20 protein-coding genes are annotated in these 21,618 nt (G+C 58.2%); 8 read left to right on the top strand and 12 right to left on the bottom strand.

Going from position 1 to position 21,618, the window contains the following annotated elements:
* The first annotated feature begins 282 nt into the window (after window positions 1-282).
* The 3 genes from ccoG to HNR62_RS10670 are packed head-to-tail and all read left to right on the top strand — an operon-like array spanning window position 283 to window position 3,362.
* Entirely contained in the window at window positions 283-1,704 is a 1,422-nt protein-coding gene (gene ccoG / locus HNR62_RS10680) for a cytochrome c oxidase accessory protein CcoG (RefSeq protein WP_204796073.1), read from the top strand.
* A 46-nt stretch (window positions 1,705-1,750) separates the two neighbouring features.
* On the top strand, window positions 1,751-2,719 hold the full coding sequence (locus HNR62_RS10675) for a serine/threonine protein kinase (protein WP_204796072.1): 969 nt from the start codon (window positions 1,751-1,753) through the stop codon (window positions 2,717-2,719).
* A gap of 40 nt (window positions 2,720-2,759) precedes the next feature.
* A complete protein-coding gene (locus HNR62_RS10670; RefSeq protein ID WP_204796071.1) occupies window positions 2,760-3,362 on the top strand; it encodes a thiol:disulfide interchange protein DsbA/DsbL in 603 nt (200 codons plus the stop codon).
* Between the two features lie 43 nt (window positions 3,363-3,405).
* Here the strand turns inward: HNR62_RS10670 and HNR62_RS10665 are convergent, their stop codons facing one another.
* Both HNR62_RS10665 and HNR62_RS10660 read right to left on the bottom strand, forming a co-directional pair.
* Window positions 3,406-3,714 carry a hypothetical protein gene (locus HNR62_RS10665; RefSeq protein WP_204796070.1) on the bottom strand — a complete coding sequence of 103 codons (309 nt, stop codon included), beginning with the start codon at window positions 3,712-3,714 and terminating at the stop codon, window positions 3,406-3,408.
* Window positions 3,715-3,768: 54 nt separating this feature from the next.
* Window positions 3,769-5,280, bottom strand: a complete 1,512-nt coding sequence (locus HNR62_RS10660; protein ID WP_204796069.1) for a YifB family Mg chelatase-like AAA ATPase — start codon at window positions 5,278-5,280, stop codon at window positions 3,769-3,771.
* A 382-nt stretch (window positions 5,281-5,662) separates the two neighbouring features.
* Between HNR62_RS10660 and ilvG the strand changes: the two genes are divergently transcribed.
* The 5 genes from ilvG to ilvA all read left to right on the top strand — a co-directional run bounded on the left by ilvG (window position 5,663) and on the right by ilvA (window position 12,215).
* Window positions 5,663-7,342, top strand: coding sequence for an acetolactate synthase 2 catalytic subunit (gene ilvG / locus HNR62_RS10655; protein ID WP_204796082.1), 1,680 nt, complete (start codon window positions 5,663-5,665; stop codon window positions 7,340-7,342).
* Window positions 7,339-7,599, top strand: coding sequence for an acetolactate synthase 2 small subunit (gene ilvM, locus HNR62_RS10650; protein ID WP_204796068.1), 261 nt, complete (start codon window positions 7,339-7,341; stop codon window positions 7,597-7,599). The genes ilvG and ilvM overlap by 4 nt, the downstream gene beginning before the upstream one ends.
* An 11-nt stretch (window positions 7,600-7,610) precedes the next feature.
* A complete protein-coding gene (locus HNR62_RS10645) occupies window positions 7,611-8,534 on the top strand; it encodes a branched-chain amino acid transaminase (RefSeq protein ID WP_204796067.1) in 924 nt (307 codons plus the stop codon).
* Window positions 8,535-8,808: 274 nt separating this feature from the next.
* Complete coding sequence (gene ilvD / locus HNR62_RS10640) at window positions 8,809-10,659, top strand: dihydroxy-acid dehydratase (protein WP_204796066.1); 1,851 nt, start codon at window positions 8,809-8,811, stop codon at window positions 10,657-10,659.
* 35 nt (window positions 10,660-10,694) lie between these two features.
* Window positions 10,695-12,215: a threonine ammonia-lyase, biosynthetic gene (gene ilvA, locus HNR62_RS10635; RefSeq protein ID WP_338044101.1), complete on the top strand. Its 1,521-nt coding sequence runs from the start codon at window positions 10,695-10,697 to the stop codon at window positions 12,213-12,215.
* Window positions 12,216-12,396: 181 nt separating this feature from the next.
* Here the strand turns inward: ilvA and HNR62_RS10630 are convergent, their stop codons facing one another.
* The 10 genes from HNR62_RS10630 to HNR62_RS10585 all read right to left on the bottom strand — a co-directional run bounded on the left by HNR62_RS10630 (window position 12,397) and on the right by HNR62_RS10585 (window position 21,618).
* Window positions 12,397-13,662 carry a RidA family protein gene (locus HNR62_RS10630; RefSeq protein WP_204796064.1) on the bottom strand — a complete coding sequence of 422 codons (1,266 nt, stop codon included), beginning with the start codon at window positions 13,660-13,662 and terminating at the stop codon, window positions 12,397-12,399.
* A gap of 189 nt (window positions 13,663-13,851) precedes the next feature.
* Entirely contained in the window at window positions 13,852-14,439 is a 588-nt protein-coding gene (locus tag HNR62_RS10625) for a HupE/UreJ family protein (RefSeq protein ID WP_204796063.1), read from the bottom strand.
* 76 nt (window positions 14,440-14,515) lie between these two features.
* Window positions 14,516-15,154: an urease accessory protein UreG gene (gene ureG, locus HNR62_RS10620; protein ID WP_204796062.1), complete on the bottom strand. Its 639-nt coding sequence runs from the start codon at window positions 15,152-15,154 to the stop codon at window positions 14,516-14,518.
* Window positions 15,155-15,186: 32 nt separating this feature from the next.
* On the bottom strand, window positions 15,187-15,903 hold the full coding sequence (locus tag HNR62_RS10615; RefSeq protein WP_239552744.1) for an urease accessory protein UreF: 717 nt from the start codon (window positions 15,901-15,903) through the stop codon (window positions 15,187-15,189).
* Window positions 15,875-16,423 carry an urease accessory protein UreE gene (ureE, locus tag HNR62_RS10610; protein ID WP_204796061.1) on the bottom strand — a complete coding sequence of 183 codons (549 nt, stop codon included), beginning with the start codon at window positions 16,421-16,423 and terminating at the stop codon, window positions 15,875-15,877. The genes HNR62_RS10615 and ureE overlap by 29 nt, the downstream gene beginning before the upstream one ends.
* Window positions 16,424-16,444: 21 nt before the next feature.
* The gene (gene ureC / locus HNR62_RS10605) at window positions 16,445-18,148 is read right to left on the bottom strand and encodes an urease subunit alpha (protein ID WP_204796060.1); all 1,704 of its coding nucleotides are present in this window, start codon (window positions 18,146-18,148) and stop codon (window positions 16,445-16,447) included.
* The gene (locus HNR62_RS10600) at window positions 18,145-18,480 is read right to left on the bottom strand and encodes an urease subunit beta (RefSeq protein WP_204796059.1); all 336 of its coding nucleotides are present in this window, start codon (window positions 18,478-18,480) and stop codon (window positions 18,145-18,147) included. The genes ureC and HNR62_RS10600 overlap by 4 nt, the downstream gene beginning before the upstream one ends.
* An 11-nt stretch (window positions 18,481-18,491) precedes the next feature.
* A complete protein-coding gene (gene ureA, locus HNR62_RS10595; protein ID WP_204796058.1) occupies window positions 18,492-18,794 on the bottom strand; it encodes an urease subunit gamma in 303 nt (100 codons plus the stop codon).
* A gap of 99 nt (window positions 18,795-18,893) precedes the next feature.
* Window positions 18,894-19,802, bottom strand: a complete 909-nt coding sequence (locus HNR62_RS10590; RefSeq protein WP_204796057.1) for an urease accessory protein UreD — start codon at window positions 19,800-19,802, stop codon at window positions 18,894-18,896.
* A 640-nt stretch (window positions 19,803-20,442) separates the two neighbouring features.
* Window positions 20,443-21,618 carry a heme biosynthesis HemY N-terminal domain-containing protein gene (locus HNR62_RS10585; RefSeq protein ID WP_204796056.1) on the bottom strand — a complete coding sequence of 392 codons (1,176 nt, stop codon included), beginning with the start codon at window positions 21,616-21,618 and terminating at the stop codon, window positions 20,443-20,445.

Here is a 21,618-nt window from a genome sequence, read left to right as displayed (position 1 = left end):
AGTGCACTGAAGTCGGTTTGTTGAAGGTTATCCATAGAATCAATCATCAAGATAGGATGAGAGTAATTAGATCACATTTTTACTTAGATTGGTATAATGCTCTATGATGATGTCCTGGATAGCATGAACCGATTTTGGCTCGGAAAAAAGTGATCGCCATCACCTTTTTATCGCGTATTTTGCTGCAAAATGCCGCATAACTCGTATCTTATCTGCAAGTTAACAATAACTTGTCGAGTGGAGCATTCGGTCGCAGTCAGTCAGAACAACTATGTGAGCATAATGAACGATAAACATAAGCAGATAGAGATAAAGGATGTCACCGAAGCGGTGCGTTCCCACAGGCCGACAGACGAAGGCCACATCTATGTACGAGCGCAAAAGGGAAAATGGCAGCAGTTGCGCAAGGCAATGGGATGGTTTTTCATGCTGTTGTTTGCGGTTGGACCCTGGCTGAGCTGGAATGGGCATCAGGCCATATTGTTTGATGTGGAGCAGCAGCGCTTTCAGATATTTTCGACCACCATCTGGCCACAGGATCTGACCCTGCTGGCTCTGCTGCTGATGGTAGCGGCCTTCGCCCTGTTCTTTATCACTACCTTCCTCGGACGGGTATGGTGTGGCTACCTGTGCCCACAGACGGTATGGACCTTTGTGTTTATCTGGTTCGAGGAGAAGCTGGAAGGCAGCGCCAACAAACGGCGCCAGCTGGACAAGTCACCCTGGAACTTCAACAAGATATGGCGCAAGAGTGCCAAGCATCTTGCCTGGCTGGCGGTATCACTCCTTACCGGTTTTACCTTCATCGCCTATTTCGTTCCGGCAAGAGAACTGGCGGTCGCTCTACTGACCTTTTCGACCAGCTTCTGGATCGGCTTCTGGGTACTGTTCTTTGCGTTCTGTACTTACGGTAATGCCGGCTGGATGCGTACCATAATGTGTACCCACATCTGTCCCTATTCCCGCTTTCAGTCGGCCATGTTTGATAAAGACACCTATACGGTCAGTTATGACGTCGAGCGAGGCGAGAGCCGTGGCCCGCGTCCGCGCAAGGCGGATCCCGAAAAGCTGGGGCTGGGTGACTGTATCGATTGTAACCTCTGTGTACAGGTCTGCCCTGCCGGTATCGATATTCGTGACGGTCTGCAATACGAGTGTATCAACTGCGGTGCCTGTGTGGATGCCTGTGATCAGACCATGGATAGAATGGGCTACGAAAGAGGGCTGATCAGCTATACCACAGAGCACAAGTTGCAACACGGAGAAAGCAAGGTGGCGCGGCCCAAGCTGATTGGTTACGGCGTTGTCATGGTGTTGATGCTGGTCGCCTTTGTTTATGTGGCATCCAATATCATGCCGATGGGTATCGAGATCATCCGGGATCGGAATCAGCTCTATCGTGAAACGGTCGAGGGGCTGGTAGAGAATACCTACACCCTGAAAATCATGAACAAGACGCTGGAGACCGAAACCTATCGGCTCCGTGTCGAGGGGATGGATGATGTTGAGTGGATAGGCCCCGAAGAAGTCGTGGTTCGCGGTGGAGAGGTGTTGAGTTTGCCGATCAGTCTGGCGGTAGACCCTTATCTGCTGTCAAAGCCGGTCCAGGACATCACCTTCGTGATGACCCATGCCGGGCTCGACGAGAACGACAGCAAGGCCAACTTACGCAGCGATACCAAGTTCTTCAGTTCGATTAACTGATATGCTCGGACCGCAGCCAGTCGCTGCGGTCTTTTTTTGGAGTGGCATGAACTATTACCAGCTTACCCCCGATGTGATTGCCGATGCGCTGGTCAGTGTCGGCATTTATGTCGATTCGGGACTCATGGCGTTGAACAGCTATGAAAACCGGGTCTACCGATTCAAGAGTGATACCGATGGCACCCTGGTGGCCAAGTTTTATCGCCCGCAGCGCTGGAGCCGGCAGCAAATCCAGGAGGAGCACGATTTCCTGTTCGCGCTGGACGATGCCGGGGTCCGGGTGGCGGTTCCCCTGATACGCGACAACAACAGCGTCTTCGAATACGGCAACATGCTGTTTGCGGTCTGGCCTTCGGTCTCCGGCCGTCAGTTCGAGGCCGATAACCTCGATCAGCTGGAGGCACTGGGAGAACAACTGGGGCGGCTACACAGGGTCGGCGAGCAGTTTGTGCTGCACCATCGACCACAGCTGAGTACCGACGACTATCTGCTGCGGGCGCAAGGGGTGATCGACCAGGAGGCGCTGATACCGAGTCGACTGCGGGGCGAGTTTTTTGCCCGGCTGACCGAGGTGGTGGAGAAAGCGAGCGCGCTATACAGGCCCACACAACAGCTGACCCTGCATTGTGACTGCCATGTCAGCAATATACTGTGGCGTGACGGACTCTGGCTGCTCGACTTCGATGATTGTCGCACCGGGCCGGCGGTACAGGATCTGTGGATGATGCTCAGCGGCAGTCGTCAGGAACAGCTGATGCAGCTGGATACCCTGCTGGCCGGCTACGAGACGGTGCGGGAATTTGATGCGGCAGAGCTGTCCCTGATTGAACCACTCAGAGCCATGCGCATGGTCAACTACATGGCCTGGCTGGCGGCGCGTTGGTCTGATCCTGCCTTTCCGGCCAATTTTCCCTGGTTTAACACCGAAGACTACTGGCAACAGCAAATTCGGGTATTGTCCGATCAATTGCAGAGTCTGGATGAGATACCATTATCCTTGACCTCTTGGAGCTGATTACTTAACGTGAGTCAGCCTTTACCGAATGGGATCCTGTATGAAAAAATATATTGTTGTTTTATTTACCCTGCTGTTGGCTCCACTGGTTAATGCCGCTCCCGAATTCAAGGAGGGTGTTGAATACAAGGTGGTAAATGACACCGCGAGCAGCAAACCGGAGGTGACCGAGTTTTTCTCTTATGTCTGTTCGCATTGCTACAGCTTTGAACCCTTGATGGAAAAGCTGCAGGAGCGGATACCCGAAGTACAGTTGAAGAAGGTCCCAGTGCCTTTTCTCGGCCGGGAACTGGGCCCGATTTTGCAGCGTGCCTATGGGGCTGCGGTACTGCTGAAGGTAGAAGACAAGCTGACGCCGGCTATTTTCGACCGTATCCATCGGCAGAGAAAAATGCCCAACGACCTGGATGATATCAAGACCATTTTCGTCGCCAATGGTGTTGAAGCAAAGGCCTTCGATGGTGTGATCAACAGCTTTGCGCTCAATGGTATGGTCGCCCAGTACGACAAGAACACAGAGCGCTTCAATGTGCGCGGTACGCCCACCGTAGTGGTCAGGGACAAGTACGAGCTGAACATGAGCGAAATCGGCTCGGAAGAGCGGTTTTACCGGGTAGTGGAATATTTGCTGTCGGCTGGATAATCGATCTGCCATGATGCGGCCCGCCGCATCATGGCTCCGGGTATCACGACCCTTTGTGTTTGCTCTGGACTATGGTGCGAACATTGGACCCAGTGTCTTCCCGATAGCCCTCTCCCTTGGCCTGCCAGTACTCGGTAGGCAGATGGAACAGATAAAACTTTTCCCTGTGAGTATCGGTGACAAAGCCCATGCCCTTCAATGTCAGCTCGTAATGAATGTCGGTAATGAATTCATGGGTAAAACGCTGCCTCCCGGAGAGCGCCGCTATATCTGACTTGGTCAGGTAAACCCCATTCCTCATCTCCCTGAAGCGTTCATGCAGCCAAATGGCAAACTCTTTCGCACTCTTCATCCGTTACTCCTCTGCTACAGGGCTGTCTGCTTAGGTATAGCAGCTATTGCCGACTCAGCTCTGCAAGTGTTGTAGCAGCCGATCCATGGCTCTGTAGCCCAGCGCTTCGATTAAATGATGGCGGCCTATTGCGTGTTCATCGTTCAGATCGGCGATGGTTCTGGCGACCCGGATCAATTTATGCCAGGCGCGGATGGAGAGCTTCATCCGGTGTAGGGCCTGCTCCAGAAACACGGCGTCTTCCTGCTCCAGCGGGCAGAACTTATCCAGCTCGGCGGCACTGAGCCGGGCATTGGTCTTGCCGGCGCGCTTCAATTGTCGCTCTCTGGCTGCCAGTACCCGCTTGCGGATCTGGGCCGATCCTTCGGCTTTGGGCCGGGTACGGCTCAGCTCCCCCGGGGGTAATAGCGGTATTTCTACCGACAGATCGAAGCGATCGAGAAAAGGGCCGGATATTTTGCTCAGGTAACGCAGTATCTGCTCGGAAGAGCTGCGACGGTAGCCATCTGCATAATGGCCGCAAGGACTGGGATTCATGGCGCCGATCAATTGAAACCGGGCGGGAAAGGTGACCCGGTGCGCCGCCCGGGCGATGGAAATACTACTGGTTTCAAGTGGCTCTCTCAATGCATCCAGTACCCGTCGTTCAAACTCGGTCATTTCATCGAGAAACAACACCCCGTTATGGGCCAGAGAAATTTCTCCGGGTCTGGGATAGCTGCCACCGCCTACCAGCGCCACGGCAGACGCCGAATGATGAGGTTGACGAAAGGCCCGCAGTCGCCAGTTTTCGGGATCCAGGCTCAGGCCACTGATGGACCTGATGGCGGCAGTCTCGAGCGCTTCCTCTTCACTCATCGGCGGCAGCAGCCCCGGCAAACGGCTGGCCAGCATGCTCTTGCCGGTCCCGGGAGGGCCGAGCAGCAGCAGATTGTGCTCGCCGGCGGCGGCAATTTCGAGTGCCCGCTTTCCCCCTTCCTGACCGATAACATCGCAAAGATCGGTGATATAGTCGCGTTCTTCCGAAATGACAGGTTCTGGAACCGCCAGTTCTCCTTCTTGTTGCAACCAGGCGGTAATGGCCAGCAGGTGGGGAGCCAGTCGGGCCGGGCAGGGGTGGATCACACCGGCTTCTATCCCATTGCCGGCAGGCAGTATCAGTATCCGCTCGCTGTCGCGGGCGGCCAGTACCGCCGGCAGGGCACCCTTGATCGATCGCAGCGCCCCGGTCAGTGCCAGCTCGCCCAGAAACTCCAGCTGCTCCAGGCTGGTGGCGGGGATTTGACCGGAGGCGGCCAGAATGGCCATGGCGATGGGCAAATCGAAACGGCCCCCGTCTTTAGGCAGGTCGGCGGGAGCCAGGTTGACGGTGATACGCCGGGCGGGAAATTCAAAACCGGAATTCAGCAGGGCACTGCGTACCCGATCCCGGGCTTCCTTGACCGTGGTTTCCGGCAGGCCAACGATATTGAAGGCGGGCAGACCATTGGCAAGATGGGCTTCAACGGTGACCAGTGGCGCGGAAACACCCAGACTGGCGCGGGCAAAAACAACGGCGAGTGACATCCGGTCTCCCTGATATTTTATTTTTAAAAATTAACTTTCTCTAGCTTTATTAACTACCTTTTAGTTACCTCCTTTGGCCGCTTTTTTAATATTGTGCACAAGAAAGTCTTGTCTAGCTTAGCTCACCATGCTAGTTCTATAGGTCTGCTTGAGTCGAAGGTTCTGGCTCTTCATCCTATTCAACGGTCGGTGACATGAATTTCTTTGTACGTTTCGTCAGCATTATCGTGGTCCTAGTGGTGATTATAAAATCACCTCTCGGGGCACTGTGGTCTGACGAAACGTAAAATAACCGGCAGACAACGACGCAAAACCCCCGAGTCACCCACTCGGGGGTTTTTTTTTAAACCGGCTTTGGCAGTAACACATGGACAGCAATAAAATGAATGGCGCACAGTACATCGTTCAGACCTTGAAACAACAGGGAGTCACCCAGATTTTCGGTTACCCCGGCGGCGCCATCATGCCGCTCTACGACGCGCTCTACGACGGTGGCGTGGATCACCTGCTGTGTCGCCATGAACAGGCAGCCGCCTTGGCTGCCGTGGGCTATGCCAGAGCCAGTGGTCAGGTGGGAGTCTGCATGGCCACTTCCGGCCCCGGGGCGACCAACCTGATCACCGGTCTGGCCGATGCCATGCTCGACTCCATCCCGCTGGTGGCCATCACCGGCCAGGTACCGATAGCGGCCATCGGCACCGATGCCTTTCAGGAAGTGGACGTGCTGGGCATGTCGCTGTCCTGTACCAAGCACTCTTATCTGGTGGAAAATGTCGAGGATCTTGGCGCTGTTATCGCCGAAGCCTTCGAAGTGGCCCGCTCCGGCCGCCCCGGCCCCGTGTTGATCGATGTGCCCAAAAATATTCAGGTTGCGCCGGTTGAGCCCAGGTCTACCCCGACATTCGGCACCGAACCCAAGGTGCTCGACCCGGAAGCGCTGGCCCAGGCTCAGTCGATGCTGGCGACGGCGAAAAAGCCGGTACTGTACGTCGGCGGGGGTGTCGGCATGGCCAATGCCGAGACGGAATTACGTGCTTTTGCCCGGCAAACCGGTATTCCGGCGGTGACGACGCTCAAGGGAATCGGTACCCTGGATCCGGATGATAAGCTGTTTTTGGGCATGCTCGGCATGCACGGAACAAAAGCCGCTAATCTGGCCGTTCAGCAGAGTGATCTGCTAATTGTGGTTGGCGCTCGTTTCGACGACCGGGTCACCGGCAAGCTGGACGCCTTCGCGGTGAATGCCAAGGTGATTCACCTGGACAAGGACGCCGCCGAATTCGGCAAGGTGCGTCATGCCCAGGTGGGGATCGATGCGGAGCTGACAACGGTATTGCCCTTGTTGATGAATGACAGGTTGGTGAATGACAAGTTGGGTCACGAACAACTGGATATCGACGACTGGCGGCAGCAGTGCCAGGCGCTCAAGGCCGAACATGGCTGGCGTTACGATCATCCGGGTGAAGCCATCTACGCACCCCTGATGCTCAAGCAGTTGAGCGATGCGCTGCCGGATACCGCCATGGTGAGCTGTGATGTGGGTCAGCATCAGATGTGGGTGGCGCAGCACATGCGATTTACCAGCCCGCGCAACCACCTGAGCAGCGCCGGCCTGGGCACCATGGGCTTCGGCCTGCCGGCGGCCATTGGCGCCAAGCTGGCCCGGCCCGAACACGAGTCGGTGCTGGTCTCCGGCGACGGCTCCTTCATGATGAACGTGCAAGAGCTGGGCACCCTCAAGCGCGCCCAGCTGCCGGTCAAGATGGTACTGCTCGATAACCAGCGACTGGGCATGGTGCGTCAGTGGCAGGAGCTGTTCTTCGACGGTCGCTACAGCGAAACCCTTCTCACCGATAATCCCGACTTTGTGGCCATGGCCGCCGCCTTCAATATTCCCGGCGAAACCATCACCCGCAAAGAGGAAGTGGAGCCCGCCATCCAGCGCATGCTGGCGGCCGATACCGCCTACCTGTTGCATGTTCGAATTTCAGAGGAAGAAAACGTCTGGCCCCTGGTGCCGCCCGGCGTTGCCAACGACCAGATGATGGAGAAAAAAGCATGAACCAGCATAACGTGCAGATAGAAGCCCAGTTTCGTCCCGAGGTCCTCGAGCGGGTGCTTCGTCTGGTCCGTCACCGTGGCTTTCGGGTGGATGACATGGAAATGTCCACCTCGGTTGATTGTAAACGCCTTAATATTAGGGTTACTGTCAGCAGTGACAGAGCCATTCAGCTGTTGAGCCGCCAACTCGAAAAGCTGATGGATATCACCCGTGTCGAGGCGCAGCTTGTGGAGTCACGGTTCAAAAAAACGGCTTGAGGGAACAACCAATGTCGACTGCCAAATACATCTGGTTCAATGATGATATGGTGCCCTGGGACAAGGCCCAGGTGCATGTGATGAGTCATGCACTGCACTACGGTTCTTCGGTGTTCGAGGGCATTCGCGCCTACAACACCCCCGGGGGACCGATGATTTTTCGTCTCGAAGAGCACGTACAACGTCTGTTCGATTCCGCCAAAATCTATCGAATGCAGATCCCCTATACCCATGCAGAATTGATGGATGCCTGCCGTAAAGCGGTCAGCGAGAACGGGCTGGACAGCGCCTACCTGCGGCCCCTGGTATTTATCGGCAACGTCGGCATGGGCCTCAACGCACCGAAAGATGTGCCGTGCGACGTCATTATCGCCGCCATTCCCTGGGGCGCCTATCTGGGCGAAGAGGGGCTGGAGCGGGGCGTGGATGTCTGCGTCACCTCCTGGAATAGACTGGCGCCCAATACCATGCCCACCGGTGCCAAGGCCGGCGGTAACTACCTGTCTTCCCAGCTGATCTCCGGCGAAGCCAAGCGCCACGGTTATGACGAGGGCATTTCGCTCGACGTGCACGGCCACCTGAGCGAAGGGGCGGGCGAGAATCTGTTCCTGATCAAGAACAAGGTACTCTATACCCCGCCGGTCACCGCCTGTATCCTGCCCGGTATCACCCGCGATACCCTGATGACGCTGGCGCGCGAAGCCGGTTATCAGGTGCGGGAAGAAGCCATCTCCCGCGAGGCGCTGTATCTGGCCGATGAAATGTTCATGACCGGCACCGCCGCCGAGGTGACGCCGGTACGCAGTGTGGACGGCATCGAGCTTGGGGCCGGTAAACGCGGCCCGATCACCACCGAATTGCAAAAAGCCTTCTTCGGTCTGTTCGACGGCAGCACCCAGGACAAATGGGGCTGGCTGACCCCGGTGAAAGATTAATTTTCAGATATAGAGAAGAGTGTCTTGTGGCTGATGTTAGTTAGCAAACGGGATTAATTGGCTTGCAAGCCGACCTTCTGCGCCATGGTCGAAAAATGCTCCTGCATTTTCGACATTTCCGCCATCCATGGCGGTCAGATGGCGCGGTTGAGCCCCCAGGGACGGGTTTACGGCGAGTCGGTGGTAAGCCAATTGATACCGTGAGCCACTGAACTGACAGAGGTTGCACAAGGCGGCTTTGCTTTACTCAATTGTATTTACAGGAGTTTTAATAATGCCAAGGTATCGTTCCGCCACCACCACCCACGGCCGCAACATGGCCGGTGCCCGCGCCCTCTGGCGCGCCACCGGCATGACCGAAGAAGACTTCGGCAAGCCGATCATCGCCGTGGTTAACTCCTTCACCCAGTTTGTGCCGGGCCATGTGCACCTGAAAGACATGGGCCAGCTGGTGGCGCGTGAAATCGAGGCCGCCGGTGGCGTTGCCAAGGAATTCAACACCATCGCCGTGGATGATGGCATCGCCATGGGTCACGGCGGCATGCTGTACAGCCTGCCCAGCCGGGATTTGATCGCCGACTCGGTCGAGTACATGGTCAATGCCCACTGTGCCGATGCCATGGTCTGTATCTCCAACTGCGACAAAATTACCCCCGGCATGCTGATGGCCGCCCTGCGGGTCAATATTCCGGTGATCTTCGTCTCCGGTGGCCCCATGGAGGCCGGCAAGACCAAGCTGTCGGATCAGATCATCAAGCTGGATCTGGTCGATGCCATGGTCCAGGGTGCCGATCCTACCGTGTCCGATTCCCAGAGCGAGCAGGTTGAGCGCAGCGCCTGCCCGACCTGTGGTTCCTGCTCCGGCATGTTTACCGCCAACTCCATGAACTGCCTGACCGAAGCCCTGGGCCTGTCTCAGCCGGCCAACGGCTCTCTGCTGGCCACCCACGCGGATCGGGAGCAACTGTTCAAGTCGGCCGGTCATCGCATCGTCGAGCTGACCAAGCGTTATTACGAGCAGGACGATGACTCGGCCCTGCCGCGCAACATCGCCACCAAGGCGGCGTTCGAGAACGCCATGGTGCTGGACGTGGCCATGGGTGGCTCCACCAATACGGTGCTGCATCTGCTGGCCGCCGCCCACGAGGCCGGTGTCGATTTCACCATGAGCGATATCGATGCCCTGTCGCGCAAGGTACCCCAGTTGTGCAAGGTGGCGCCGTCCACGCCGAAATATCATATGGAAGACGTGCACCGTGCCGGTGGTGTCATGGGTATTCTCGGCGAGCTGGATCGTGCCGGTCTGCTGCACACCGAACTGCCGACCGTGCTGGGCATGACCCTGGCCGAACAGCTGGCCAAATATGATGTGATGGTGACCGAAGACGAAGCGGTGAAAACCATGTTCCGCGCCGGCCCTGCCGGTATCCGCACCACCCGGGCATTCAGCCAGGATTGCCGCTGGCCGACCCTGGACGACGACAGAGCCGAAGGTTGTATTCGCAGCCTCGAGCATGCCTACAGCCAGGAAGGTGGTCTGGCGGTGTTGTCCGGCAACCTGGCGGTGGACGGTTGTATCGTCAAGACCGCCGGTGTGTCCGACGACAACCTGGTGTTCCGTGGCCCCGCCCGTATCTATGAAAGCCAGGATACCGCCGTGGCCGGTATTCTGGGTGGCGAAGTGAAAGCCGGTGAGGTGGTGGTGATCCGCTACGAAGGCCCCAAGGGTGGCCCGGGTATGCAGGAAATGCTCTATCCCACCACCTACCTCAAGTCCATGGGGCTGGGCACCCAGTGTGCGCTGATCACCGATGGTCGTTTCTCCGGCGGTACTTCCGGCTTGTCCATCGGTCATGTCTCTCCCGAGGCGGCCAATGGCGGCACCATAGCGCTGGTGCAGAACGGCGATATCATCGATATCGACATTCCGGGCCGCAGCATAGTGCTGGACGTGGCGGAGTCGGAACTGGCCGCCCGTCGCGAGATCATGGATGCCAGGGGTGAGCAGGGCTGGCGCCCGGTGGATCGCGAGCGGGAAGTGTCCTTCGCCCTGCGCGCCTATGCGTCGCTGGCCACCAGTGCCGACAAGGGCGCAGTACGCGACATCAGCAAGCTGGGAGGATAAGGATGGCACAACCGGCATTGAAAGAGGCCGCCAAACTGCGGTCGGCGACCGAATATCTACGCTGCATTCTGCTGTCTCCGGTGTACGAGGCGGCGCGGGTGACCCCGCTGTCGCCGCTCAAGAAAATTTCCGAGCGGCTGGGCCATCCGGTATCGCTGAAACGGGAAGACATGCAACCGGTGCATTCTTTCAAGCTACGGGGTGCCTACAACAAGATTGCCCAGCTCAGTGCAGAGCAGCAGCAGGCAGGGGTCATAGCGGCCTCGGCCGGCAACCATGCCCAGGGCGTGGCCCTGTCGGCCGCCAAGCTGGGCATCGACGCCACCATAGTGATGCCAACGGTCACGCCCGACATCAAGATAGAGTCGGTTCGCCGTTTCGGCGGCAAGGTGATTCTGCACGGCAATAACTTCGACGAAGCCTATGCCCGTTGCCTGCAGCTGGCACAGGAACACAACCTGACCCTGATCCCGCCCTTCGATGACGAAGACGTGATTGCCGGTCAGGGCACCATAGGGCGCGAACTGCTGGAGCAGGATACCCGCCTGACCCATGTGTTTGTGCCGGTGGGCGGCGGTGGCCTGGCAGCCGGGGTGGCGGTCTATATCAAACAGCTTCTGCCCCAGGTCAAGGTCATCGGTGTCGAGGCCGAGGGCTCTGCCTGCCTTAACGCCGCCCTCAAGGCCGGTGAAATCGTCACCCTGGATCGGGTCAGCATGTTTGCCGACGGGGTGGCGGTGAAGCGCATGGGCACCGAAACCTTTCGCCTGTGTCGGCAATATCTCGATGGCGTGGTCACCGTCAGCTCCGACGAGATCTGTGCCGCGCTCAAGGACATCTTCGAAGATACCCGCGCCATCGCCGAGCCTTCGGGGGCCCTGTCGCTGGCCGGGCTGAAGAAATACAGTCTGGCGGGTGATTACCGGCATGCCCGCATGGCGGCGGTGCTCAGCGGTGCCAACGTCAACTTCCATTCTCTGCGTTATGTCTCCGAGCGTTGCGAGCTGGGTGAAAAGCGGGAAGGGGTGCTGGCGGTGACCATCCCGGAGCGCAAGGGCGCCTTTCTGGAGTTTTGCGAGGTACTCGGCAACCGCATGGTGACCGAGTTCAACTATCGTTATTCGTCGGAAGACAAGGCCGCGCTGCTGGTGTCGGTGCGCCTCAGCGACGGTGACCGGGAGCTGACCCAGATCATGATGGAACTGGAGCAGGCCGGTTATCCGGTGGCCAATATGACCGACAACGATCTGGCCAAGTCTCATGTACGTTACATGGTGGGTGGCCGGCCACCCAAGGCGCTGAACGAACGGCTGTACAGCTTCCGGTTTCCCGAGCAACCCGGTGCCCTGATGCGCTTTCTGCATACCCTGGGCACGCACTGGAACATCAGCCTGTTTCATTACCGTAACCACGGTGCCGAATTTGGCCGGGTGCTCTGTGCCTTCGAACTGCCCGATGCGGATCTGGCGTCGTTCGAGCGGCACCTGGCCGAGCTGGGCTACCGCTGGGATGAGGTAACACAGGATCCTGCCTATCAGTTTTTCTTGGCTCACTAACAGGTAACGTTATCTTTCGAGAGGATGCTTGCGGAGCAGAGTTAGGGTAGGTAATAAGAGAAAGGCGACTCGACCATCCGGATGGTCGAGTCGCCTTTTTAATTCAAACGCAGCTTGTGTACGCCTGAAAACCAGTACCGTTATGGCTCAATTACACTGTGTAACAGAACCAAATACACGCTTATAAAGCGGGAGGGGTTCCTTCGGCGTTGGAAATAACGGCGTCAATTTGTACCAGGGCATTCATCGGGATGGCCGAAACGCCCACCGTGGTTCTTGCAGGCAGATCGCCGTTGAAGAAGGGGGTATAAATGCCGTTTACCGCGTCGATATCCGCGATGTTTTTCAGCTGGATATTGATTTTAACCGCATCGTCCATCACATGGCCGATACTTTCCACTATGGCCTTGATGTTGTTAAGGCATTGCTCGGCCTGCTCTTTTACACCACCCGCGACCAGCTCGCCCGTTTTGGGATCCAGAGGTAACTGGGCGGAAATGTGGTTGTAATGGGAGAAGGCGACCGTCTGTGCAGAAAGGGCACATCTGGGGGCCTTGTCGGTGTTGTTGGCCTTGATGACGATACCATGCCGGTCTTCCACCGCCTGGGGCGGGGTACCATCTCCGTGTGACACGACGGCATCGATTTGTACCAGAGCGTCCATGGACAGGGCGGAAGCGGCAATGATGGTCCGGGCGGGCACATAGGCCAGGGTTCTGGCGATGGCCGAGTCCGGGAAAAAGGTGGTGTAGACGTCGTTGACGGCGTCAATGTCCGCAAGGTCTTTCAGGAAGATGTTGACCTTGACGATATCGTCAAAGGGCACATCGATGCTTTCCAGAATGGCCTTGATGTTCTTCAGGCACTGTGCGGTTTGTTCTTTAACCCCACCCTCGACCAGCTTGCCCGAAGCGGGATCGACAGGGAGCTGCGCCGAAATATTGTTGTAATGGGAGAAAGCCACAGTGTGGGTGGAGGTCGGGCTGACAGGCGCTTTCTCCGTGTCTTTGGCCACCTTGACGAGGTCGCAGGGCGCCTGGGGAGTGGTGCCTTCACCGTTTGAAATCAGGGCATCTACCTGCAGCAGGGCACCCTCCAGCGGCAGGGCATCGACGACAAGGGTCGTCCGTACGGGCAGATATTCCTGGAAGAAGCCGGCATACACGGCATCGACTGCATCCATGTCCGTGATGTTTTTCAGGAAGATATTGATCTTGACCACATCGTCCATAACGTGGTCGATGCTTTCTACAATGGCCTTGATATTCTCAAAGCACTGTTTTGTCTGTGCGGAAATATCAGCTGCCACCAGCTCACCGGTTTCAGGGGAAACGGGCAGTTGGGCCGAGATATTATTGTAATGAGAAAAAGCAACGGATTGGGTGGATACAGCACTGATTGGTGCCTTTTCCGTGTTGATTGAACGCTTGATAATAACGCTACTCATATCGATATAATTCCTGTTGAAAGAACGCTAACGGAATGTCAGCGTGACTCGGTTCCACCGTCTGCCTTTTGGGCTCATTCAGAGCGGGTAAGGGGTCAGGACGGGGCCTGTAAACTTAAAAAGCCGCACTAGGTCCGTGCGGCTTTTTGGACTTGCCCTGTGGGCAGCTTACCGTTTGTTTCGGGGGGATCAGCCGGCAGCCAATACACCACCAATCACGGCAACCACGCCACCCAGGGCTCGGGTAATGCGGTTGTCGGCTTTCTGCATGGCGGCACCCAGGCGACGGCCGGCAAAGGTAATGGCCAGGGTGGCAATAACGAAACCGGCCGTGTAGGACATCAGGCTGGCGCCGGCGGTCATTTCGGTACCGTGGGCGTAGCCGTGGGTGATCATGAACAGGGCGACCAGGGTGCCGCCAACGGCGGTGGGCAGCTTGGCCATGGTGGCGATCAGCACGCCGGCCAGCAGGACTGACATGGCGATGCCGATTTCCACACCGGCCAGGCTCAGGCCGCCCCAGGCCAGGGTCGCACCCACTATCATGCCAGCCACCACAAACAGGGGGGCGCCATTTTTCATGGCGGTGTTCTGGCGGAAGCTCCAGAAGCCGATGGCGGCCATGGCCAGCAGGTGGTCAATCCCCATCATCGGGTGCAGCAAACCATTGAGAAAATCGTTGTGGGCATGCAGCATGCCATGGCCAGGGTGGGCCGAGGCGGCGGTGGCGGTCAGCATCAGGCCCACTGCCATCAGCAACTTGGTCATTTTGTTCATGGTGTTCTCCGTTAACTTACGTTGTTTGTCATTGGTTTATTGATTGTTGATTGTTTTTTAACCGTGGTGCGAACGCTCAGTTAATGCTGCCGGGCTTGCCGAGGCGGCGCTCGGGCAGCATGCCCTGCTGCAGGATGAAGCCGATGATTTCTTCCAGGCCGACGCCGTCGTACAGGTTGGCGAAGATGAAGGGGCGTTCGCCGCGCATTTTTTTGGAATCGCGCTCCATGACATCCAGCGAGGCGTGCACGTATTCGGCGATGTCGATCTTGTTAATGATCAGCAGATCCGACTTGGTGATGCCGGGGCCGCCCTTGCGGGGAATTTTGTCACCCGCGGAGACGTCGATGACATACAGGGTCAGATCGGACAGTTCCGGGCTGAAGGTGGCCGCCAGGTTGTCGCCGCCGGATTCCACCAGCACCAGTTCCAGGTTGGGGTGACGCGCCTGCAGATCGTCGATGGCCGCCAGGTTCATGGAGGCATCTTCGCGGATGGCGGTATGCGGGCAGCCGCCGGTTTCCACACCGAGAATGCGGTCGGCGGGCAGGGCGTCGTGCTTCAGCAGAAAGTCGGCATCTTCACGGGTGTAGATATCGTTGGTGACTACGGCGATGTCGTAGTGATCTTTCAGTGCCTTGCACAACTGGCGCAACAAGGCGGTTTTGCCGGAACCCACAGGGCCACCGACGCCTACGCGTAAACAATGTTTCATTGCTACCTTTCCTTCTTGTGAGGTCGAAGCGGTCAGCTTCGGAATAATCGTGAATACTGGGTTTCATGCTGGGCACTGCCGAGGGCCAGTCCCGGCAGAATCGGGCCCAGCTGGTCGTCTGGCAGCGTCAGTGCGGTTTCCACCGAGGCCACCAGCCTGGGGCGAAGCTGTTCGTTCAGGCGTTGCGCGGCGGTGTGCCCCAGGGGCATGGCCTTGCACGCCACCGCGAGCTGGTTTTCCAGCCAGCCCCAGGCAAAGCCGAGTAAGGACTGGCGCACCGGCACCTGCCGTTGGTGTGCGGCCCAGGCAAATACGGTGACGTAACCGGGCTCTTCCGGCAGCCGGGGGTGGCCCTGCTCTGTCTGCGGTTGCAGCGACAGGCTGGTGAGCAAGCGCATCAATGCCAGCCCCAACCGGGTGTCTTCATCGCTGAGTTCGGCGGTTTCGCGGTTGGCATGCAGCCAGTCGTTCCAGCGCGCGAGGCCGTCGCTGTCACCCTTGGCCCAGCCGTTCTGCAGCCGTGCCAGCACCGGCAATTCGCACCGGCTCAGGCCATCGTCGAGTACCCCTTCCAGCCACTCGCCCAGTTCCTGTTCGTTGCGCACCCAGCCCAGCTCAAAGGCGCTTTCCAGGCCCTGAGACCAGGCGAAGGCACCAATCGGCAGGGCGGGGCTTATCAGTTGCATCAACCCCAGTAGCGCCATATCACTGGCCAGGCTGTCAGTGTGCATGGCCATGGTCGTCGTCATGAGGGTGTTCATGAGAGTGTTCATGAGAGTGGCCATGGGAATGGCCATGAGAGTGTCCGTGAGCCTGCTCACGACCGGCGTGCGCGTAAGCACCGGATTCCGGATCAAACGGTGCCTGGTGGTGGCTCAGCGTCGCACCCAGGAGTACCGCCAGCTCTTCCAGTACATGGTCCGGCGGGAACCGCACCCAGTGGCGGCCGTCGGCGTCGGCGCCAATGGCGAGCGACACGTGGCGGTTGCCCAGGTGGTAGCACAAGCGGCCCAGGGGCAGACCCTTGTCGATGAAGGCGGTGGTGACCGGCTCGTCGGCGGCACAAATTTGGATCACCTCGCCGCTGCTGGCCCGCAACCGATCGCCGTGGCGCAGCACAGGGCCACGATCGAGGAACAGGCCGACGTCACGGCCGTTATCGGTCACCGCCTTCAGGCGGCCGCGAATGCGCAGCTCGTAGGGTAAGGTCAGGGTGTCGTGCACCTCGGTCTGGGTGCTGCCGTCGATTCGCTGTGTTACTTCAAGCATGTAATAGTCCTTGCAAGCGGTTCAGAACAGGTGATAACGCTGGGCCAGTGGCACTTCAGACAGCGGCTCACAGGTCAGTAACACGCCATCGGCGTGCACCTCGTAGGTTTGCGGGTCCACCGTCAGTTTCGGGCAGGCGTCGTTCAGCTTCATATCGCTCTTGCGTATCTGGCGGACGTTTTTAACCGCCACCAGCGGGCTCTTCAGCCCCAGCTTTTCTTCCAGCCCGGTGTTCATGGCGGCCTGGCTGACGAAGGTCATTCGGGTTGCGGCTGCCGCACGGCCCAAGGCGCCAAACATGCGGCGGTAATGCACCGGTTGCGGTGTGGAGATGGAGCCGTTAGGGTCGCCCATGGAGGCGCCCGCAATCATGCCGCCCTTCATAATGATCGACGGTTTGACGCCGAAGAACATCGGTTTCCACAGCACCAGATCCGCCAGCTTGCCGATTTCGATGGAGCCGATTTCATGGCCGACCCCGTGGGTAATCGCCGGGTTGATGGTGTACTTGGCGATGTAACGCTTCACGCGGAAGTTGTCGGTGCCACGCTCCTGATCTTCCGGCAGCAGGCCACGCTGAAGGCGCATTTTATGGGCAGTCTGCCAGGTGCGGCACACCACTTCGCCGATCCGACCCATGGCCTGAGAATCCGACGAGATCATCGAAATCACCCCCATGTCGTGGAGGATGTCTTCGGCGGCAATGGTTTCGCGACGGATGCGGGAATCGGCAAAGGCCACATCTTCCGGAATATTGGGATCCAGATGATGGCACACCATCAGCATGTCGAGGTGTTCATCAACGGTGTTCACCGTGTACGGCCGGGTCGGGTTGGTGGACGACGGCAAGACGTTGGGCAGCGCACAGGCGGTGATGATATCGGGGGCGTGGCCACCACCGGCACCCTCGGTGTGGTAGGTGTGAATGCACCTGTCCTTGAAGGCCGCCAGGGTGTCTTCCACAAAGCCGGATTCATTCAGGCTGTCGGCGTGAATGGCGATTTGTATGTCGTAGCGATCGGCCACATCCAGCGCGTTGCTGATGGAGGCCGGTGCTGCGCCCCAGTCTTCGTGGATTTTCAGGCTCATGGCACCGGCCATGACTTGTTGTTCCAGCGCTTCCGGCGCACTGGCACTGCCTTTGCCAAGAAAGCCGATGTTGATGGGCAAATCGTCCACCGCCTGCATCATCTTGCCCAGATGCCAGGGCCCCGGGGTGCTGGTGGTCGCCAGCGAACCGGTGGCCGGCCCGGTACCGCCGCCGATCATGGTGGTGAGACCACTCATCAGCGCTTCGTCGACCTGCTGCGGGCAAATGTAGTGCACATGGGTATCGACGCCGCCGGCGGTGAGGATATGACCTTCACCGGCGATGATTTCGGTACCGGGGCCGATGACGATGTCGATATCTGGCTGGGTATCCGGGTTACCGGCTTTGCCGATGGCGGCGATGCGGCCATTCTTCAAACCCACATCGGCTTTCACTATGCCCCACCAGTCGATGATGATGGCGTTGGTGATCACTGTGTCCATCACGGCGTCGTCGCAACGCTGGCTCTGGCCCATGCCGTCACGAATGACCTTGCCGCCACCGAATTTTACCTCTTCACCGTAATGGGTGTGGTCGTGTTCGATTTCGATCCACAATTCGGTATCGCCCAGGCGGATCCGGTCACCGGTAGTCGGGCCATACATGTCCGCATACGCTTGCCGGGAAATCTTCATGCTACTGCTCCCTCTTTCGGGCTCTTGTCCAATGGCCCCATCACCTCACCACGGAAGCCGTAGATGCGGCGCAGGCCGGAAAATGGAATCAGCGACACCTCGCGGTGCTGGCCCGGCTCGAATCGAATCGCCGTACCTGCGGCTATCGCCAGGCGATAGCCGTAAGCCTGCTTGCGATCAAAGTGCAGTGCCGGATTGGTTTCGGCAAAGTGATAATGGGAGCCGACCTGTATGGGGCGGTCGCCGGAGTTGGCGACACTCATGGTGATGCTGTTGCGACCGGCGCACAGTTCTATGTCTCCGCTTTGCAGCTGATATTCACCGGGGATCATGGCGGGTATCCTCAGACAATGGGGTGATGAACGGTGACCAGCTTGGTACCGTCGGGAAAGGTTGCTTCGACCTGCACGTCCTGGATCATCTCGGCAACGCCGTCCATGACATCGTCGCGGGTCAGGATTTCACGGCCGGCACTCATCATCTCCGCGACGGTGCGGCCTTCGCGCGCTCCCTCCATAATGGCGCAGCTGATCAGCGCGACCGACTCGGGGTAGTTCAGCTTGAGGCCCTTTGCCTTGCGGCGTTCGGCCAGCAGCCCGGCGGTAAACAACAGCAACTTGTCTTTATCTCTTGGCGTTAATTCCATCGCTAACTCCGTAGTCGTCGATACTGCGTGTTGATGGCCCATGCTGTTCATACGCATTGGCGCTGGTCACGGCCAAAGCGGGTGCTTTGGCGTGAATAATCAGGTCAGCCAGATCCGGGGCACAGTGGCCTCGTGCCCGGTCAGCCGTGGGCGCAGAATGACGCGCGCCTGTTGAAACAAATCCCATACTTCGTTGCGTTCATGGCCGAGGTAGCGAACCAGCAGCACGCCACGGCGATAAGTCACCGCCCAGCGACAGTTGGCGGGCAGCCGGGCGCGCAGCGCTTCGATGGCGTCGGCGGGATCGGCCAGGCCAACCACCCACAAGGTGGCGTGTACTGTGGCTCCGCCCTGCCCCCATTTACCGGTGAACCGGCGATGGCTGGGGTCCAGAGACTGACGCTCCAGCCACAAGGGGCGGCCATTACGGGTAACCCGAAAGCGTTGCTCGAGGTGGCCGTTGGCGAACGGCAGCTCGCTGGCGGGACGGCCGAGGCCAAGAATTTCCCAGCCCAGGCATTTGGCGTTGTCTTCCAGCTCAATAATGAAGGTTTGTTCGCCACGGGAACCGTCGAAAGCCAGGGTTTCCTGAGGCAGCCATTCCAGCGTAGCGCCACCAGCCACTTTCAGATGAGTGTGCTGAGTCCAGGCGACGCCGTGACTGTCGGCTTTATAGAGTTTGTTGGCGGAAGGTGTGGTGAGCAGGGTGTGAGCGGCTGCCGCCACTGTGACATCAATGTTGAGGGCATCGCCACTGACCAGGCCACCAGGCGGGTGTAACAGATACACATGACAACAGCCGTCGCGGCCTTCCGGATAAAATGGCCTCTGTACGCGCAAGGGCCCGAAATGGTGGGCCTTGATCATGCTGGTTAGGGTGGCATCACCGTCCGTACGGGCACCAAAACCCAGGGTTAAAGAGGCCGCCCAGTGGCGGCCGGCATCGAAGCGATGCCCGGAATCCACGGCTACCCGTTGTGGTACGGGTATAAAAGAGAGAGACGTCATGCCATTGAACACCTTTTTATGAGCCCAACGCAGCACCGTCGCCGAATCCTCAGCCAATTTACCTGTCGGGCAGGCTCATAAGCTGAAGATAGCAAAGTGCGCTTGAACGTCCATGTGCGCAGGTACATACGGTCAGATTAGCGGAGTCGACTTGTCAGCCGCCGCGGGTTGTCAGTTTGCGAGCATGGATTGCCTGAAAAATGCAAAACTGATACAGATAAACTTCGAATATAGATCAGGGCGGAGACGAACGTCTCTGGGTGTGTATGCCAATTTGAGGAACTCAAAGGCCTGAAAACAGACTTTTCGAACCACCAGCTGTGCCCTGTGTCGATTGTATCTCAGTGAAAAAAAACCGTCTAGGTATCAGGGCGCAATTCTGACAAAAAATTCGTTTTAATTCGGTTTTCAGCCTCACCGGCTCTAGGACTGACGGGGCTGGCCGCGCAACTGATGCGGCAGCATGGCAGCAAGGGCTACCTGGAGCGGGACCCCGCCACCCCGATCAAGCTGTACAAGGACACCTGAGCTGCTGCTTCGTGAAGCATCGGTGTCGCCTGCCTGTTCCTGTCTACAACCCAGGATCAAAAAAAGAGGAGCCGAAGCTCCTCTTTTTGGTATTAAGGTGTAAGGCAAGGGCTCAGGGAGCCAGTGCCAGGCTGTGGCGATAGTAGTCGTTGGCCTTGGCCAGTTCCTTGCGTTGCTCGGCCAGGCCCGCCAGCAGTACATAGTCGCCGGCGCAGGGTTTGAGCGCCACTGCCTGCTGCAGGTGCGCTTCGGCTTCTTTCGGCTTGTTGTCCTTCAGATACAGCTGGCCCAGGGTGGAATGCAGTTCGGGCAGGGTTTCTTTCTTCGCCTTTTTCTCCAGCTCCGTCAGCAGCGGATAATAGTCGCTCAGCTGCAATCGGGTCATGCAGGCCAGCAGCCGTGGATCCGTTTGCTTGTTCAACCCTTCCAGCAGCAGCTGTTGCGCTTCCTTGTGGGCCTTGAGACCGATCAACCGGTCGCACAGCGGAGCCAGGATCTCGGCCTGATACTTTTCCTTGCGCGACAGGCTCTGCCACAGGGCAATCAGTCCTTCGCTGCCATCGGCGTTGGCGGTACTGTCAAACCAGCCGGCATAGGCCTGCTGTTTCAGTAGCTGCTGCTCTTCGGCTTCGAGCAGCCCTTTGCCAGTCAATGCCTCCAGGGTGCCCAGCAAGGATGACCATTCACCAGTGGCAAAATAGACGTCTTTCTGCAGCTTGAGCAGGGCGGGCTGGCTGCCGTATTCCTCCTCCAGCTGGCGCACACCGCTCAGAGCCTGTTCAAGCTGCCCCTGCTGATATTGCAGTCGTGCCTGCGTCAGGCCCACCGCCAGGCCGGCACCGGGACTCTGCTCATGAGCCTGGCGCAAATAGTCGTCGCGCTTTTCTTCATGGCCCAGGGCCTGGGCGGCGGTGGCCGCATTCAGGTAGTTGAGCAGCGCCTGATCGTTGCCCTTGGTCCCCTTGAGCAGCATTTTTTCGGCGGTGGCATAGTCTTCCGCCACCAGCGCCTGCATGCCGCTCTGGGTGTAGTTCAGGGCCTTGCGACGGCGACGACCGACAAACCAGTTGCGGGTGCGATGGCTGACGCCAAAGATCCGGCCCAGCAGCCACTCGATGAACAGCAGCAACACATAAAACAGCACCACGGCCACCAGAAATACGGTGACGGTGGTTTCGATGGTGTAGTTACCGGCAGCCAGCAGTACATAACCCTGCTGACCGGTGATATCCGGACCTATGACCAGGCCGGCGACCAGGATGGCGACAATAATGGCAAGACGTATCAT

Origin of the sequence: Oceanisphaera litoralis, from assembly GCF_016907015.1 — a bacterium.
GTDB classification, from domain to species: Bacteria; Pseudomonadota; Gammaproteobacteria; order Enterobacterales; family Aeromonadaceae; genus Oceanimonas; species Oceanimonas litoralis.
This window is presented reverse-complemented; position numbering and strand designations above follow the sequence as displayed.

Coding starts and splice junctions, on each gene's coding strand:
- ureC (WP_204796060.1), bottom strand. CDS start 18,148: ATGAAGATTTCCCGGCAAGCGTATGCGGACATGTATGGCCCGACTACC.
- HNR62_RS10625 (WP_204796063.1), bottom strand. CDS start 14,439: ATGAACAAAATGACCAAGTTGCTGATGGCAGTGGGCCTGATGCTGACC.
- ureA (WP_204796058.1), bottom strand. CDS start 18,794: ATGGAATTAACGCCAAGAGATAAAGACAAGTTGCTGTTGTTTACCGCC.
- ureG (WP_204796062.1), bottom strand. CDS start 15,154: ATGAAACATTGTTTACGCGTAGGCGTCGGTGGCCCTGTGGGTTCCGGC.
- ilvD (WP_204796066.1), top strand. CDS start 8,809: ATGCCAAGGTATCGTTCCGCCACCACCACCCACGGCCGCAACATGGCC.
- HNR62_RS10630 (WP_204796064.1), bottom strand. CDS start 13,662: ATGAGTAGCGTTATTATCAAGCGTTCAATCAACACGGAAAAGGCACCA.
- ilvG (WP_204796082.1), top strand. CDS start 5,663: ATGAATGGCGCACAGTACATCGTTCAGACCTTGAAACAACAGGGAGTC.
- HNR62_RS10675 (WP_204796072.1), top strand. CDS start 1,751: ATGAACTATTACCAGCTTACCCCCGATGTGATTGCCGATGCGCTGGTC.
- HNR62_RS10665 (WP_204796070.1), bottom strand. CDS start 3,714: ATGAAGAGTGCGAAAGAGTTTGCCATTTGGCTGCATGAACGCTTCAGG.
- ccoG (WP_204796073.1), top strand. CDS start 283: ATGAACGATAAACATAAGCAGATAGAGATAAAGGATGTCACCGAAGCG.
- HNR62_RS10585 (WP_204796056.1), bottom strand. CDS start 21,618: ATGATACGTCTTGCCATTATTGTCGCCATCCTGGTCGCCGGCCTGGTC.
- HNR62_RS10645 (WP_204796067.1), top strand. CDS start 7,611: ATGTCGACTGCCAAATACATCTGGTTCAATGATGATATGGTGCCCTGG.
- ilvM (WP_204796068.1), top strand. CDS start 7,339: ATGAACCAGCATAACGTGCAGATAGAAGCCCAGTTTCGTCCCGAGGTC.
- HNR62_RS10615 (WP_239552744.1), bottom strand. CDS start 15,903: ATGACGACGACCATGGCCATGCACACTGACAGCCTGGCCAGTGATATG.
- HNR62_RS10590 (WP_204796057.1), bottom strand. CDS start 19,802: ATGACGTCTCTCTCTTTTATACCCGTACCACAACGGGTAGCCGTGGAT.
- HNR62_RS10670 (WP_204796071.1), top strand. CDS start 2,760: ATGAAAAAATATATTGTTGTTTTATTTACCCTGCTGTTGGCTCCACTG.
- HNR62_RS10660 (WP_204796069.1), bottom strand. CDS start 5,280: ATGTCACTCGCCGTTGTTTTTGCCCGCGCCAGTCTGGGTGTTTCCGCG.
- HNR62_RS10600 (WP_204796059.1), bottom strand. CDS start 18,480: ATGATCCCCGGTGAATATCAGCTGCAAAGCGGAGACATAGAACTGTGC.
- ureE (WP_204796061.1), bottom strand. CDS start 16,423: ATGCTTGAAGTAACACAGCGAATCGACGGCAGCACCCAGACCGAGGTG.